The sequence below is a fragment of the Mycobacterium sp. genome, from assembly GCF_044223235.1.
Taxonomy (GTDB): domain Bacteria; phylum Actinomycetota; class Actinomycetes; order Mycobacteriales; family Mycobacteriaceae; genus Mycobacterium.
Genome location: NZ_JBGAME010000007.1, coordinates 97,242 through 111,809, shown reverse-complemented (window position 1 = coordinate 111,809; position 14,568 = coordinate 97,242). Strand labels below are relative to the sequence as shown.

General features: G+C 69.7%; 16 protein-coding genes. 13 read left to right on the top strand and 3 right to left on the bottom strand.

The features are described 5' to 3' along the window. The first annotated feature begins 29 nt into the window (after positions 1-29). Positions 30-1,091, top strand: coding sequence for a lysophospholipid acyltransferase family protein (locus tag ADBZ6K_RS12615; protein ID WP_526347061.1), 1,062 nt, complete (start codon positions 30-32; stop codon positions 1,089-1,091). A 117-nt stretch (positions 1,092-1,208) separates the two neighbouring features. Here the strand turns inward: ADBZ6K_RS12615 and ADBZ6K_RS12610 are convergent, their stop codons facing one another. Both ADBZ6K_RS12610 and ADBZ6K_RS12605 read right to left on the bottom strand, forming a co-directional pair. Continuing rightward, entirely contained in the window at positions 1,209-1,739 is a 531-nt protein-coding gene (locus ADBZ6K_RS12610; protein ID WP_526347059.1) for an FAS1-like dehydratase domain-containing protein, read from the bottom strand. Between the two features lie 42 nt (positions 1,740-1,781). Next, positions 1,782-2,690 (bottom strand): HAD family hydrolase, encoded by a 909-nt coding sequence (locus ADBZ6K_RS12605; RefSeq protein WP_526347057.1) that lies wholly within the window; start codon positions 2,688-2,690, stop codon positions 1,782-1,784. A 38-nt stretch (positions 2,691-2,728) separates the two neighbouring features. Here ADBZ6K_RS12605 and ADBZ6K_RS12600 point away from each other — a divergent pair, with 38 nt between their 5' ends. From ADBZ6K_RS12600 to ADBZ6K_RS12545, 12 genes are all read left to right on the top strand, one after another. Next, positions 2,729-3,025: a glutaredoxin family protein gene (locus ADBZ6K_RS12600; protein ID WP_526347055.1), complete on the top strand. Its 297-nt coding sequence runs from the start codon at positions 2,729-2,731 to the stop codon at positions 3,023-3,025. A gap of 73 nt (positions 3,026-3,098) precedes the next feature. Next, the gene (locus ADBZ6K_RS12595) at positions 3,099-4,442 is read left to right on the top strand and encodes a glutamyl-tRNA reductase (protein ID WP_526347053.1); all 1,344 of its coding nucleotides are present in this window, start codon (positions 3,099-3,101) and stop codon (positions 4,440-4,442) included. Between the two features lie 107 nt (positions 4,443-4,549). After that, positions 4,550-5,479, top strand: coding sequence for a hydroxymethylbilane synthase (hemC, locus tag ADBZ6K_RS12590; protein WP_526347051.1), 930 nt, complete (start codon positions 4,550-4,552; stop codon positions 5,477-5,479). A 61-nt stretch (positions 5,480-5,540) separates the two neighbouring features. Then, a complete protein-coding gene (locus ADBZ6K_RS12585) occupies positions 5,541-7,190 on the top strand; it encodes a bifunctional uroporphyrinogen-III C-methyltransferase/uroporphyrinogen-III synthase (RefSeq protein ID WP_526347049.1) in 1,650 nt (549 codons plus the stop codon). 13 nt (positions 7,191-7,203) lie between these two features. Next, positions 7,204-8,184 carry a porphobilinogen synthase gene (gene hemB / locus ADBZ6K_RS12580; RefSeq protein WP_526347047.1) on the top strand — a complete coding sequence of 327 codons (981 nt, stop codon included), beginning with the start codon at positions 7,204-7,206 and terminating at the stop codon, positions 8,182-8,184. Positions 8,185-8,225: 41 nt separating this feature from the next. Continuing rightward, on the top strand, positions 8,226-8,621 hold the full coding sequence (locus ADBZ6K_RS12575) for a hypothetical protein (protein ID WP_526347045.1): 396 nt from the start codon (positions 8,226-8,228) through the stop codon (positions 8,619-8,621). A 20-nt stretch (positions 8,622-8,641) separates the two neighbouring features. After that, positions 8,642-9,100, top strand: coding sequence for a hypothetical protein (locus tag ADBZ6K_RS12570; RefSeq protein ID WP_526347043.1), 459 nt, complete (start codon positions 8,642-8,644; stop codon positions 9,098-9,100). A gap of 58 nt (positions 9,101-9,158) precedes the next feature. After that, entirely contained in the window at positions 9,159-9,632 is a 474-nt protein-coding gene (gene mce1N, locus ADBZ6K_RS12565; protein WP_526347041.1) for a transport-regulating membrane protein Mce1N, read from the top strand. Further along, positions 9,629-9,871, top strand: coding sequence for a hypothetical protein (locus tag ADBZ6K_RS12560; RefSeq protein WP_526347039.1), 243 nt, complete (start codon positions 9,629-9,631; stop codon positions 9,869-9,871). Before mce1N ends, ADBZ6K_RS12560 begins: the two co-directional genes overlap by 4 nt. A gap of 102 nt (positions 9,872-9,973) precedes the next feature. Then, positions 9,974-11,401: an ethanolamine ammonia-lyase subunit EutB gene (locus tag ADBZ6K_RS12555; protein ID WP_526347238.1), complete on the top strand. Its 1,428-nt coding sequence runs from the start codon at positions 9,974-9,976 to the stop codon at positions 11,399-11,401. After that, complete coding sequence (gene eutC, locus ADBZ6K_RS12550; RefSeq protein ID WP_526347037.1) at positions 11,398-12,162, top strand: ethanolamine ammonia-lyase subunit EutC; 765 nt, start codon at positions 11,398-11,400, stop codon at positions 12,160-12,162. The genes ADBZ6K_RS12555 and eutC overlap by 4 nt, the downstream gene beginning before the upstream one ends. Before the next feature lie 171 nt (positions 12,163-12,333). Next, entirely contained in the window at positions 12,334-12,816 is a 483-nt protein-coding gene (locus ADBZ6K_RS12545) for a pyridoxamine 5'-phosphate oxidase family protein (RefSeq protein ID WP_526347035.1), read from the top strand. Here the strand turns inward: ADBZ6K_RS12545 and ADBZ6K_RS12540 are convergent. Continuing rightward, complete coding sequence (locus ADBZ6K_RS12540) at positions 12,800-14,557, bottom strand: fatty-acid--AMP ligase (RefSeq protein WP_526347033.1); 1,758 nt, start codon at positions 14,555-14,557, stop codon at positions 12,800-12,802. The two genes, ADBZ6K_RS12545 and ADBZ6K_RS12540, sit on opposite strands and share 17 nt — an antisense overlap. Positions 14,558-14,568 lie beyond the last annotated feature (11 nt).

Genomic DNA, 14,568 nt, shown 5'->3' with positions numbered 1-14,568 from the left:
TCATACTCGGGCGGGGAGTAGGTGTCGATTTGTCGGGTGAACCGAAGGCGAAAGTTATTCCACTGCACGCGAATTCGGGCCGGACGTCGTCTACCCGGCGTGTGGGTCAGCGTGCCGAAAGCGCGCGGCGACATCCGTCGCTTCTGATCGATCAGGGCGCCCGCGCGTCGGCCGACCAGATTGCCGCGGTGGTCCGCGAGATCGATCACCGGCGCTCCGTGGCCGACACGCCCGTCGACGACACGCCGACCGAACTCGCCAAAAACATCGCGGCTGTCGGCGAATTCCTGGGTAAACGAATGGCGGGCGACTATGCCGTCGACGAGTTCGGATTCGATCCGCATCTGAACAATGCGGTCTTTTTGCCTTTGCTGAGAGTGCTTTTCAACTCATGGTTCAGGGTTGAGGTCAGCGGGATCGAGAACCTGCCCGAAACCGGTGCGGCATTGGTGGTGGCCAACCACGCCGGCGTCCTGCCCTTCGACGGGCTGATGACGGCGGTGGCGGTGCACGACAAGCATCCCGTACACCGCGACCTTCGGCTGTTGGCCGCGGACATGGTCTTCGACACGCCTGTGTTGGGGCAGGCGGCCCGCAAGGCCGGCCACACGATGGCATGCACGGCCGACGCCCACCGGCTGCTGGCCGCGGGCGAGTTGACCGCGGTGTTCCCTGAGGGCTACAAGGGCCTCGGCAAGCACTTCAGAGATCGGTACAAGTTGCAGCGGTTCGGCCGCGGCGGGTTCGTGTCGGCGGCGCTGCGGACCAAGGCGCCGATCGTGCCGTGCTCGATTGTCGGGTCCGAGGAGATTTACCCGATGATCGCCGACATGAAGCTGCTGGCGCGGCTGTTCGGTCTGCCGTACTTCCCGGTCACGCCGTTCTTCCCGTTCGCGGGTCCTGCCGGGTTGGTGCCGCTGCCGTCGAAGTGGCACATCAAGTTCGGTGAGCCGATACCGACCGCCGATTACGACGACGGCGCCGCCGACGACCCGATGGTGACCTTCGAGCTCACCGACCACGTGCGCGAAACCATCCAGCAGACGCTGTATCAACTGCTGGCGGGTCGCCGCAATATGTTCTTCGGCTAGACCGTTCTCGCGTCATCACCGCGCGAGCGTGCACATTTGTACGCGCGCGCGGCGTGTCGCGTACAGACACGCATGCTCGTGTGGGGGCAAGGGCGCAAGGGTGTGCGCCGAGCGCCGTTACTTGTTCTGGCCGGCGACGAACTTCGCCAGCGCGGCGTCGCGCGCGGCGGCGATCTGTGAGCTCACCTCGTCGGCCTCGTCGGGATGGGCCGCCTCGCCGAGCATCGTCACGATGCTGGTCATCACCGGCTCGCCTGCGGCGTCGGTGACCTCGGCGCGGATCTCGCTGATCACGGTGCCATGCGATTCGATGACCGAATCCAGGTAGGAGTCGAAGAAGAGCTTGTCCCCGGCCACGATCGGGCGGTGGTAGATCAGCTTCTGGTCGCGGTGCAGCACCCGCGCCAGGTTGATCGGGACGTCGAACTGGTTGAACAGCTCCAGCTGCACCTTCCGGCCCGCGACGGCCAGGAACGTCAGCGAGGCCACCAGCGCGTCATGGCCGTATTCGCCCGCGGCGTCTTCGCTGTAGTGCGCCGGATGCTCGTCCTTGACGGCGCGGGCGAACTCGCGGATCTTCTCCCGGTCGACCTCGAAGTAATCGGGATACCGGTAGTGCGTACCGATGATGTCTGCGGCGATGCTCATGGGTGGTGCTTCCGCTCGCTTGATGGATAGAGCGCGAGCCTATCAGCGCGATTCCCGCCGCGACGCCAGCGCGGCCAGGGCGCCGCCGAGCGCCCCGAGCGCCAGGGCCGACGGTACGCCGATCCGTGCCGCCTTGCGGGCGGTGCGGAAATCCCGGATCTCCCAGCCGCGCTTCCTGGCCAGGTCACGCAGGGCGGCATCCGGGTTGATCGCCACCGCGGTACCGACCAGCGACAGCATGGGCACGTCGTTGAAGCTGTCGGAGTACGCGGTGCACCGTCGCAGGTTCAGGCCTTCCCTGATGGCCAGCGACCGCACGGCGTGCGCCTTGCCCGTGCCGTGCAGAATGTCGCCGACGAGCCTGCCGGTGAATACACCGTCGACGGACTCCGCGACGGTGCCGAGTGCACCCGTGAGTCCCAGCCGCTTGGCGATCGTCGCGGCCAGCTCGTAGGGGGTGGCGGTGACCAGCCACACCTGCTGGCCCGCGTCGAGGTGCATCTGTGCCAGCGCGCGGGTGCCCGGCCAGATCTTGTCGGCGATGATCTCGTCGTAGATCTGCTCGCCGAGGCCGGCCAGCTCGGCGGTGGGCCGGCCCTCGATGAACGCCAGCGCCTTGCGGCGGCCCGCGGCGACGTCGTCGCTGTTCTCCCGTCCTGTGAGCTGGAACTTGGCCTGCGCGTAGGCGAAGCGGCCCAGGTCTCCGTACGTGAAGTACTTTCGGGCGGCCAGACCCCTGGCGAAGTGCACCAGCGAGGATCCGTGGACCAGCGTGTTGTCGACGTCGAAGAACGCCGCGGCGGTCAGGTCGGGCGGGGGGAGCGGCGGCGTGACGGGGCCTTCGGACGCATCCAAGGCCAGGTGCGTCACCGCGGCCTCGGCGCTCGCTTCGCCGGCGAGGGCCTGCGCCGGGCTGTCCAGGCCTGCCTCGATCCCCGGGTAGTCGGACACGAATCAACAGTAGGGCACCGGGTGCGGATACTGGCGGTGTGGATCAGCAGCGGCATGAACCAGGCGATCGGTCCAGGGTGGTGTTGCTGACGCGCGCAGGATGCGGCCTGTGCGAGGCGGCGGCGCGGCAGCTGTCGGCGCTGGCGGCGGAATTCGGATTCGACTATTCCGTCGCCGACGTGGACGCCGCCGCGGCCACGGGCGACACCGCGTTGCGCGCCGAGTACGGCGATCGGCTCCCCGTGGTGTTGCTCGACGGCGCCGAGCACAGCTACTGGGAGGTCGACGAACCCCGGCTGCGCGCGGACCTCGCGCGAGATCAGTCACGCGACTAGTCACGGGGCATTCACCACAAATTTGGTGGGTTTGCAGCCGAGCGATTACCTTGTTTGACGTGGTGGTGCAGCCGTGAGTGTCTTGCTGTTCGGGGTTTCGCACCGCAGCGCGCCGGTGTCGGTCCTTGAGCAGTTGAGCACCGACGAATCCGATCAGGCCAAGATCATCGACCAGGTGCTGCAATCTTCCCTGGTGACCGAGGCGATGGTGCTGTCCACCTGCAACCGCGTCGAGGTCTACGCCGTCGTCGAGGCCTTCCACGGCGGGCTCTCCGTCATCGGTCAGGTGCTTTCCGAGCATTCCGGCATGTCGCTTCACGACCTCACCAAGTACGCGTACGTGCGCTACGCGGAGGCCGCCGTCGAGCATCTGTTCGCCGTCGCATCCGGGCTGGACTCGGCGGTCATCGGCGAGCAGCAGGTGCTGGGCCAGGTGCGCCGGGCCTACGCGTCGGCCGAGTCCAACCACACCGTCGGGCGGACCTTGCACGAGTTGGCGCAGCGGGCGCTGTCGGTGGGCAAGCGTGTGCACTCCGAGACCGGTATCGACGCCGCGGGCGCGTCCGTCGTGTCGGTGGCGCTGAAGATGGCCGAAACGAAACTCGGATCGCTGTCGGGCCGCAGGGCCGTGGTGGTGGGCGCCGGTTCGATGGGTGCGCTGTCGGCCAAACACCTGCTTCGCGCCGGGGTGCAGAAGGTGGTCGTGGTCAACAGGTCCCTGCCGCGGGCGCGCCGGCTGGCGCACAGCCTGCGTGAGCAGGGGGTGGAGGCCGACGCCCGGTCCCTGGACCGGATGTCCGCCGAGCTGGTCGACGCCGACGTGGTCGTGTGCTGTACCGGTGCCGTGCGACCGGTGGTTTCCCTGGCCGATGCGCATCGTGGCCTGACCGGCCGCCCTGAGCAGCGTGAGCTGGTGATCTGCGACCTGGGCATGCCCCGCGACGTCGACCCGGCCATCGCCGGACTGCCCGGGGTCTACGTCGTCGACATGGACCGCATCCAGCGTGAGCCGTCGGCCCGCGCCGCCGCATCCGATGCGGAAGCGGCCCGCGCGATCGTCGCCGCAGAAGTCGCCAATTACCTCGCCGGCCAGCGCGTGGCCGAGGTGACCCCGACCGTGACGGCGCTGCGGCAGCGAGCGGCCGACGTGGTCGAGGCGGAGATGCTTCGGCTCGACCACCGGCTGCCCGGGCTCGACGCCGCGTACCGCGACGAGGTCGCCAAGACGGTGCGCCGCGTCGTCGACAAGCTGCTGCACGCTCCGACCGTTCGGGTCAAGCAGCTGGCGAGCGCGCCGGGGGGCAGCAGCTACGCCGAGGCGCTGCGCGAGTTGTTCGAGCTGGATCCGCAGGCGGTGGACGCGGTGGCCGCCAGCGAGCTTCCTTTGCTTGCAACCGATCTCGACAAGACCGAGTAGAGCTTGGCGGTTGTCATTTCTCCCCGGTCGCTTCGCTCCTGCCCGCCGGTCATTTCTCCCGTCCGTCCCGTGGCGTCACATAGCCGTCGTCGTGCGGAGCGGCTTTCGTGATCCGGATCGGCACCCGGGGCAGCCTGCTGGCGACCACGCAGGCCGCGACGATCAGGGACGCGCTCGTGGCCCGCGGACACAGCGCCGAACTGGTCATCATCTCGACCGAGGGCGACCGTTCGAGCGAACCGATCGCCAACATCGGCGTCGGGGTGTTCACCGCCGCGTTGCGTGAGGCGATCCACGACGGCCAGGTCGATGTCGCCGTGCATTCTTACAAGGACCTGCCCACCGCGGTGGATCCGCGATTCGTCATCGCCGCCGTTCCCGCGAGGATGGATGCGCGCGACGCCCTGGTGGCCAGGGACGGGCTTGTGCTCGGGGAGTTGCCGGCCGGCTCGGTCATCGGCACGTCCAGCCCGCGGCGGGCCGCACAGCTTAGAGCATTGGGTCTCGGTTTGGAAATCCGCCCCCTAAGGGGGAACCTAGACACCAGGTTGAACAGGGTAAGCAGCGGAAATCTCGACGCCGTCGTGGTCGCCCGGGCGGGACTGGCCCGAATCGGACGCCTCGATGCCGTCACCGAGACGCTGGAGCCGGTGCAGATGTTGCCGGCGCCGGCTCAGGGGGCGCTGGCAGTCGAGTGCCGCAGCGGGGACAGAGCGCTGGGGGAACTGTTGGCGGAGTTGGACGATGCCGACACCCGCGCCGCGGTCACCGCGGAGCGAGTCCTGCTCGCCGAACTGGAGGCGGGATGCTCCGCACCGGTCGGTGCGATCGCCGAGGTGGTCGAGTCGATCGATGAGGAAGGTCGTGTCTTCGAAGAGCTGTCGTTGCGCGGTTGCGTGGCGGCACTGGACGGATCCGACGTGATCCGCGCGTCCGGGATCGGGACTCCGGGGCGGGCCAGGGAGCTGGGGCTCTCGGTGGCTGCGGAGTTGTTCGAGCTCGGTGCGCGCGAACTCATAGCGGAGCAAGCGGGATGAGTGCGGTCAGCCGTGCGAAGAACGCGACTAGGCACTGAGCGGGTGGAGCGGAGTGACTGAGATGACGACCCGAGGGCGTAAGGCAAAGCCCGGCCGCATCACGTTCGTGGGGTCGGGTCCGGGGGATCCCGGCCTGTTGACGACGCGGGCGCAGGCGGTGCTCGCCAACGCGGCGCTGGTCTTCACCGACCCCGACGTCCCCGACGCGGTGGTGGCACTGGTCGGGTCGGCGCTGCCGCCGCCGTCCGGACCGCTGCCCGAGGTTCCCACCCCGCCTGCCGCCGCAGACGGTGACACGCCGGCGGAGGCGACCGGGCCGGCGCCGACCATTCCCGGCGGGCCGGATGTGCGGCCCGCGCTGGGTGATCCCGCCGAGGTCGCCAAGATCCTGGCCGCCGAGGCGCGCACAGGTGCCGACGTGGTGCGCCTGGTCGCGGGGGATCCGCTGTCGGTGGACTCCGTGATCACCGAGGTGACCGCGCTGGCCAAGACGCACCTGGACTTCGAGATCGTGCCGGGCCTGCCCGACACCACCGCGGTGCCCAGCTACGCCGGGCTGCCGCTGGGGTCGTCGCACACGGTCGCCGACGTCCGCGGGGACGTCGACTGGGCGGCGCTGGCCGCGGCGCCCGGCCCGCTGATCCTGCACGCCACCGCGTCACATCTGGCCGAGGCGGCCCGCACGCTGATCGAATACGGCTTGGCCGACACCACGGCCTGTGTGGTCACCGCACACGGCACGACCTGCCAGCAGAAGTCGGTGGAGTCGACGCTGGCCGGGCTCGCGGACAAGAACGGGGCAGGCGCCGAGTTGGCGGGCCCGCTGGTGGTGACGATCGGCAAGACGGTCGCCAACCGCGCCAAGCTCAACTGGTGGGAGAGCCGCGCCCTGTACGGCTGGACCGTGCTGGTGCCGCGCACGAAGGACCAGGCAGGCGAGATGAGCGAGAAGCTGGTGAGTCACGGCGCCCTGCCCATCGAGGTGCCGACCATCGCCGTCGAGCCGCCGCGCAGCCCCGCGCAGATGGAACGCGCCGTGAAGGGGCTGGTCGACGGCCGGTTCCAATGGGTGGTGTTCACCTCGACCAATGCAGTGCGCGCGGTGTGGGACAAGTTCAACGAGTTTGGCCTGGATGCGCGCGCGTTCTCCGGCGTCAAGATCGCCTGTGTGGGACAGGCCACCGCCGACCGGGTGCGCGCGTTCGGCATCAACCCCGAACTGGTGCCGTCGGGTGAGCAGTCGTCGCTGGGCCTGCTGGACGAGTTCCCGCCCTACGACGACATCTTCGATCCGGTCAACCGGGTGCTGCTGCCGCGCGCCGACATCGCCACCGAGACGCTGGCCGAAGGCCTGCGCGAGCGGGGCTGGGAGATCGAGGACGTCACCGCCTACCGCACGGTGCGCGCCGCCCCGCCGCCCGCTCACACCCGCGAGATGATCAAGACCGGCGGGTTCGACGCCGTGTGCTTCACGTCGAGTTCGACGGTGCGCAACCTGGTCGGTATCGCGGGCAAGCCGCACGCCCGCACGATCGTCGCCTGCATCGGGCCCAAGACCGCCGAGACCGCGGCCGAGTTCGGGTTGCGCGTCGACGTGCAGCCGGAGGTCGCCGCCGTCGGCCCGCTCGTCGAGGCGCTGGCCGAGCACGCGGCGCGGCTGCGGGCCGAGGGCGCGTTGCCGCCCCCGCGCAAGAAGAGCCGGCGGCGCTGACCCGGCTTCGTCCATGGCCTACCCACGACAGCGTCCGCGCCGGCTGCGTTCGACGCCTGCCATGCGCCGGCTCGTCGCGCAGACCTCCCTGGAGCCGCGGCACCTGGTGTTGCCGATGTTCGTCGCCGACGGTTTAACGGAGTCGCGACCCATTCCTTCGATGCCCGGCGTCGTCCAGCACACCAGGGACTCGCTGCGTGCCGCCGCCGCCGACGCGGTAGCCGCCGGAGTGGGCGGGCTGATGCTGTTCGGAGTTCCCCGCGACGAGGACAAGGATCCCACCGGATCGGCCGGGGTGGCCGAGGACGGCATCCTCAACGTGGCGCTGCGCGACCTGGCCAAGGACCTCGGCGACGACACGGTGCTGATGGCCGACACCTGTCTGGATGAGTTCACCGACCACGGTCACTGCGGTGTGCTGGACCGCTTCGGCGGGGTCGACAATGACGCCACCAACACGCGTTACGTGGAACTGGCTGTGGCGCAGGCGGACTCGGGTGCGCACGTGGTGGGCCCCAGCGGCATGATGGACGGTCAGGTGGCGGCCATCCGCGACGGCCTCGACGCGGCCGGCCATGCCGATGTGGTGATCCTGGCGTATGCCGCCAAGTTCGCCTCGGGCTTCTACGGCCCGTTCCGTGAGGCGGTGGCCTCGAGCCTGCGCGGGGATCGCCGCACCTACCAACAGGATCCGGGCAACTCTCGGGAGGCGTTGCACGAGGTGACCCTCGATATCGACGAGGGCGCCGACATGGTGATGGTCAAGCCGGCGATGGCTTATCTGGACGTGGTCAGGGCAGCGGCGGAGATCTCCCCGGTTCCGGTGGCCGCGTATCAGGTGTCCGGCGAGTACTCGATGATCAGTGCCGCCGCCGCCAACGGCTGGATCGACGGTCCGACGGTGGCGCTGGAGACGTTGACCGCCATCCGCCGGGCGGGCGCCGACATCGTGCTGACCTACTGGGCCGCCGACGTGGCCGGTTGGCTGGCGTGACACCGGATTCGGGGCGCCGGCAGCAGTCGGCAGCGGAGCCAGTGACCCGGCCGCCCGACGTCGACACCGGTTTCTGGCTGTGGGTGGTCGCGCTACCGCTGATGGTCGTCGCGTATTGCGTCGATCTGGTGGCCGCGCCGGGCGAGCACCGGCCCGCGGTCGTCTACGCGGTCTCGGCCGTGTTCGTGGTGGTGCTGGCGGCGGTGGTGGTGACGTTCATGATCCTGATGCGCCACGGCTACCGATGGGCCCGCACCCTGCTGACGGGAGGGGGTTTCGCGTCGGTGGTGTACACCGTCACGAGCCTGCTCACGGTCGCCCGGCCGACCGTCGCGGCGATCGTGTACGCGGCCGCCACGATCGTCGGGTCGGTACTGATCCTGGGCGGCATGTTCCTGCTGCATCGCCGGGACGCCCACGTCTTCTTCACGCGTTGAGCGGCTAGGCTGGCCCGACCATGACAGCACCGCCGCCGGGCACCCCGGCCCGTCCCCGCCTGGTGACCGTGGCGTTCTGGTTGTTGCTTGCCGGCGCGGTGCTGCTCATCGTCGGTGGCTTGATCGCCGCAACCGTGAGCTTCGACGTGGTGCGCCGCGCCTTAGATCCGTCGATGACCGACGAGCAGGTTCACAGCTTCCTGCTCATCTACCGCGCCACGGGGGTCGGGGCGATCCTGACCGGTGGCGGGCTGGCGTTCCTGGCGGGCCGGGCCCGCCGCGGTGACGTGCGCTACCGCCGGGCGGTCATCGCACTGGCCCTTGTCGCCCTGGTGATCCTCGGGGTGATCGCGGTCGTGGCCGGGGTCGGCCAGCCCATCGTGCTGGTCGGGCTGCTGCCGATCCTGGTGGCGGTGGTGCTGCTGACCCGTCCCGCGGCCGGCGCCTGGTACCGGGACGGCGAAGCCGATGGTCGGTGACCGGGTTGACGAGCGGGTCGGTGACCGGGCGGCTGATGAGCGGGAAGCGCGGGCGGCAATGAGCGGGAGCCCCCGTTCTCACGTGCTGTTCTCCGAACCGGGGGCGAGTTGGTGCTGGCTGTTGGCCGGGCCTGCGTCGGCGGTGGCCATGATGGCGATCCAGCTGTCGGTGGGGTATGGACTGCAGCCGCTGGTGCCGTCGATCTTCCTGGTACTGGTGTCAGGATTCCTTGCGCTTCAGGTCAAAGCGGCGCGGCTGCACACATCGGTCGAGTTGACCGCGGAATCTCTGCGTCAGGGCACCGAAACCATCAGGGTCAGCGACATCGTGCGGATCTATCCGCCTGCGACCGGTTCCGAAGCGCCCAGTTGGCAGTCGGCGCGAGCGCTGGGTGAACTCACCGGGGTTCCGCGCGGCCGAACCGGGGTGGGGCTGCGGCTGACCGGTGACCGCACCGCGCAGGCGTGGGCGCGCCGCCACCGCGATCTGCGCGCGGCGCTGACGGAGTTGGTCGACGGGAGAGCCCTGTGACGCACGGAAGGCGGCGCGCCGTCATCGAACTGCTGATCGCGGCCGCTGCGGCCGCGGCATGTGTCGCGAGCTGGATCACGGCGCGTGCGACGGTGATCGTCGCCCCGGTGTTGCCGGGCCAGCCGGAGACCACGTCGGTGGCCTATTCGCCGGCCATGCTTGCGGTGGCATTCGTCTTCGCCTCGGTGGCAGGCGTGCTGGCGGTGCTCGGCGCGGCGCGGTTGCGGCGCAGCGGCTGAACCCACGGGCCCGCCGCCACTGCGGCGTAACACCGCCGACACCGCCGCCGCCAGGCCGCGTTACATCCACTGCCTACTCTCGGCGGCGTGCCGGGTCCCCGAATGAAGCAGTACACCAGCCACGTCCGGGGAATCACCCACAGCTTCAACGGACTGGTCGACCTGATGGCCAAGGCGACACCGCGCCGGTCCGGCGACGAACTCGCCGGCTGCGCGGCCACCTCCGACGCCGAACGCGCCGCCGCCCAGTGGGCGCTGGCCGACGTCGGACTGGAGGTCTTCCTCGAGGAGATGGTGGTCGGCTACGAGGAGGACGAGGTCAGCCGCCTCATCGTCGACAACCATGACCGGATGGCGTTCCGGCGCATCTCGCATCTGACCGTCGGCGGTCTGCGCGACTGGCTGCTCGACGTCGCCGCGGGACCCGACGCGGATGCCGCCGCCGCCACGATCGCCGCGGTGTCATCCGCAATCACCCCGGAGATGGCCGCTGCCGTCAGCAAGATCATGCGCAACCAGGACCTCATCGCGGTCGCGCATGCGATGCGGGTGCACGCCGCGTTCCGCACCACTCTCGGCGCACCGGGCACGCTGGCCACCCGGCTGCAGCCCAACCACCCGACCGACGATCCGCGCGGCATCGCCGCCGCCACCCTCGACGGCCTGCTGCTGGGCTGCGGTGACGCCGTCATCGGCATCAACCCGGCCACCGATTCCCCGGAAGCCACCGCGGATCTGCTGCATCTGCTCGACGACATCCGCACCCGCTACGCGATCCCCACCCAGTCGTGCGTGCTGTCGCACGTCACCACCACGATCGGGCTGATCGAGCGCGGCGCACCCGTCGACCTGGTGTTCCAGTCGGTCGCGGGCACCCAGGGCGCCAACGCCGCGTTCGGCGTCGACATCGCGCTGCTGCGGGAAGGCTTGGCCGCCGGGCGCTCGCTGGGACGGGGGACGGTCGGCGACAACGTCATGTACCTGGAGACCGGTCAGGGTTCGGCGCTGAGTTCCGGCGCCCACCTCGGTGTCGGAGGCCTGCCGGTGGACCAGCAGACCCTGGAGACCCGCGCCTACGCGGTGGCCCGGGACCTGCAGCCGCTCCTGGTCAACACCGTCGTCGGGTTCATCGGCCCGGAGTACCTCTACGACGGCAAGCAGATCATCCGCGCCGGGCTGGAGGACCACTTCTGCGGCAAGCTGCTCGGCCTGCCGATGGGAGTGGACGTCTGCTACACCAACCACGCCGAGGCCGACCAGGACGATATGGACACGCTGGTGACCTTGCTCGGCGCGGCCGGCGTCGCCTTCGTCATCGCGGTGCCCGGCGCCGACGACGTGATGCTGGGCTATCAGAGTCTGTCGTTCCACGATGCGCTGTATGCACGCCAGGTGCTCGGGCTGCGGCCCGCTCCCGAGTTCGAGGCGTGGCTGCGCGGGCTGGGCATGAGCGACGCCCGCGGCCGGGTGCTGCCCGTCGACGTGGATCAGTCCCCGCTGCGGGCGCTGACGGGCAAGGTGGGCGCGTGACCAGCCCTGCCGCACAGGAGTTCTGGGATCGGCTCCGGGCGACCACGCAGTCCAGGATCGGGTTGGGCCGCGCGGGTAACGCGCTGCCGACGTCGCGGGTGCTGGAGTTCAGCGTCGCCCACGCCGCCGCCCGTGACGCCGTTCACATCCCGCTCGACGTCCCGGCCTTTGCGCGGGAAGTGGCCGCCGTCGGCATCGGCGAGCCCGCGGTGGTGGCCAGCAGGGCCGGCGGCCGCGGCGAGTATCTGCGCCGCCCGGACCTGGGCCGCCTCCCCCTGGATCTGGACCGGGCACCCACCGGGTCGTTCGACGTCGGCGTGGTGCTGGCCGACGGGCTCTCCCCGCGTGCCCTGGTCGACCACGGTGTCGGCCTGTTGACGGCGCTGGTCGCCACGCTGGGGGAGCGCTACACGATCGCGCCGCCCGTCATCGCCACCCAGGCCCGGGTCGCCCTCGGCGATCACATCGGCGAACGGATGGGTGTGCGGACGCTGCTGGTGGTGATCGGCGAGCGCCCTGGACTGTCGGTCGCCGACAGCCTGGGCATCTATCTCACCCACCTTCCACGGGTTGGGAGAAGCGATGCCGACCGGAACTGCATCTCCAACATCCACCCACCCGAAGGGCTCGGCTACGCCGATGCCGCCCGGGTGGTCGCCGGCCTGGTGGCGGGGGCGCGCACACTGGGGCGCTCCGGGGTGGATCTGAAGGACACCTCACGGGCGGAGCTGCCGGAAGCGACCACGCTGACACTGGAGTGACGGTCGGCCGGGCGCTGATACTCGACTGACGCCCCGAGATCAACGTTTCGCAGGCGTCCACTCGCACTTTGCCTGCGAAACGTCGATCTCGGGGCGGCGCGGCCGCCGATCACCGCGGGATTCGCCGCAGGTTCACACTCGGCGAAGGTGTGGCGCGGCAGGATGGGCGTTATGGCCTCCCTGGAGCAGATCGCACCCGCATTCATCGGCATGGCGCACAGCATCGTGTGGGCGTCGGCCGCCACGGTTGATCGCGATGGCAGGCCCCGCAGCCGGATCCTGCACCCCCTCTGGCAATGGGACGGGGTCGATCTGCTCGGTTGGGTGGCCACCGCGCCCACCCCGCTCAAGCGGGCCCACCTCGCCGCCCACCCGTACCTGTCGGTGAGCTACTGGACCACCAACCACGACACGTGCAGTGCCGAATGCCTCGTCGAGTGGTACCTCGACGACGAGACCCGCACCGAGGTGTGGAACAACTTCGTCTCCGCGCCGGCGCCGGTCGGCTACGACCCGGCCATCATCCCGATATGGCGCGACGGCCCGACCTCGCCGCAGTTCGCAGTATTGCGGCTCACCCCCTACCGGCTGCGGGTGATGCCGGGGACGGTGATGACCGCACAGCAGGGCGAGGTGCTCACCTGGCGGGCGTGATCTCGCCACCGTCCAGGCGGGTGAATCCGCCCGCGAGATACCGCTGGGAGCACGCCGAGCGCCGGATCTTCCCGCCCGCCGTGATCGGGATCGAGAACGGGGCCACCAGAACCAGATCGGCGACGCGTAGCCCGTGTGCCTTGGCGATCGCCGTCATCACATCGCGTTTGAGGACACGCAGGGTGGTTGCGGCGTCGTGGCCGGCGGGGGGCTCGAGCTCGATGACGGCGACCAGCCGTTCGGTGTCGTCGGCGGGTACCGAGATCGCCGCGGAGCGGCAACCGGTGGCCGCCCTGATGGTGGCCTCGATGTCGTCGGGATGGTGGTTGCGGCCGTCCACGATGACCAGATCTTTGATCCGGCCCATGATGAACAACTCGCCGTCGACGATCACGCCGAGGTCGCCGGTACACAGCCACGGCATCGCGGGTGTGCCGGCGCTGGGATCGGCCAGGTTGGCGCCGAACGTCTGCGAGGTCTGGTCGGGTCTGTGCCAGTAGCCTGCGGAGACGTTGTCGCCGTGCACCCAGATCTCACCGACGGTCCCCGGTGCGCATTCGCTGGCGGTGTCGGGGTCGACGATCCGCACCATCGGCATCCGGGGCGAGCCGTAGCTGACCGATGCGATCCCCTGCCCGTCGCCGCGCAGGACCGCCCGGCCCTCGGCGAGCCGATCGGTGTCGAAATGGACGATCCGCGGGGGAGCGCCCGGTCCCCGGGTCGCCACGTACACGGTGGCCTCGGCCAGCCCGTAGGACGGCAGGATCGCCGATTCCGGCAGGTTGAACCGGGCGAACCGGTCGGTGAACGCCCGGATGGTGTTGGCGTGTATCCGTTCACCGCCGCATACGATGCCGAGCAGGTTGCCGAGATCCAGGCCGGCCATGTCGTCATCGGTCGTCATCCGCCGCGTCAGCTCGAATGCGAAGTTCGGTGCGGGCGAGAAGGATCGGGAGTTGGTCGCCAGTAACTGCAGCCAGCGGGCCGGTCGCTGCAGAAACGCCACCGGGCTGGTCAGCACTGTCCCGATGCCGGACAGGATCGGCGCGCACAGTCCCAGGAACAACCCCATGTTGTGGTACAGCGGAACCCACGACACCACCGTGGTGTCGGATGGGACCTGCCTGCCGAACGGCGCGAAGTAGTCGTTGAGCACGTGGCCGAAATTCGTCACCAGGTTCTGATGGGACACCACCACACCGGCCGGCTGGCGGGTCGAACCGGAGGTGTATTGCAGATACGCTGCGCCCGTATGTCTTTCGGGGCCTTCGAAGCTCCTCGGCGTGTCGGGGTCGAGCATATCGACCTCGACCACGGTGGGCGCCGGCACCCGCGGTCCGGCGGGTAGATAGTCGGCGACGGCGCTGGCGAACGCCGTCGTGGTGAGGATCGCCGTCGGCGCCGTGTCCCGCAGCACGGCGGTGACACCCTCGTCTCCGCCGCCGGCGTGCGGCACCCACAGGGGGACGGCCAGCATGCCTGCCTGCAGTGCGCCGAGGAACGCGGCGACGTAGTCGAGCCCCTGGGGGGCCAGGATCAGCACGCGGTCGCCTGGCGCCGCGCACAGGCTGAGCTCATAGGCGACGTTCGTCGCCCGCCGGTACAGCTGAGACCAGGTCAGGGTATCGGTGAAGCCGGCCCAATCGGCCTCGTAGTCGATGAACGTGAACGCCGTGGCTGAGGGGTTTCGGTCGGCTTGCGCCCGCAGGGCGGCGGGCACCGAGGACTCGAGCACCTGCATTCGGGTCAACC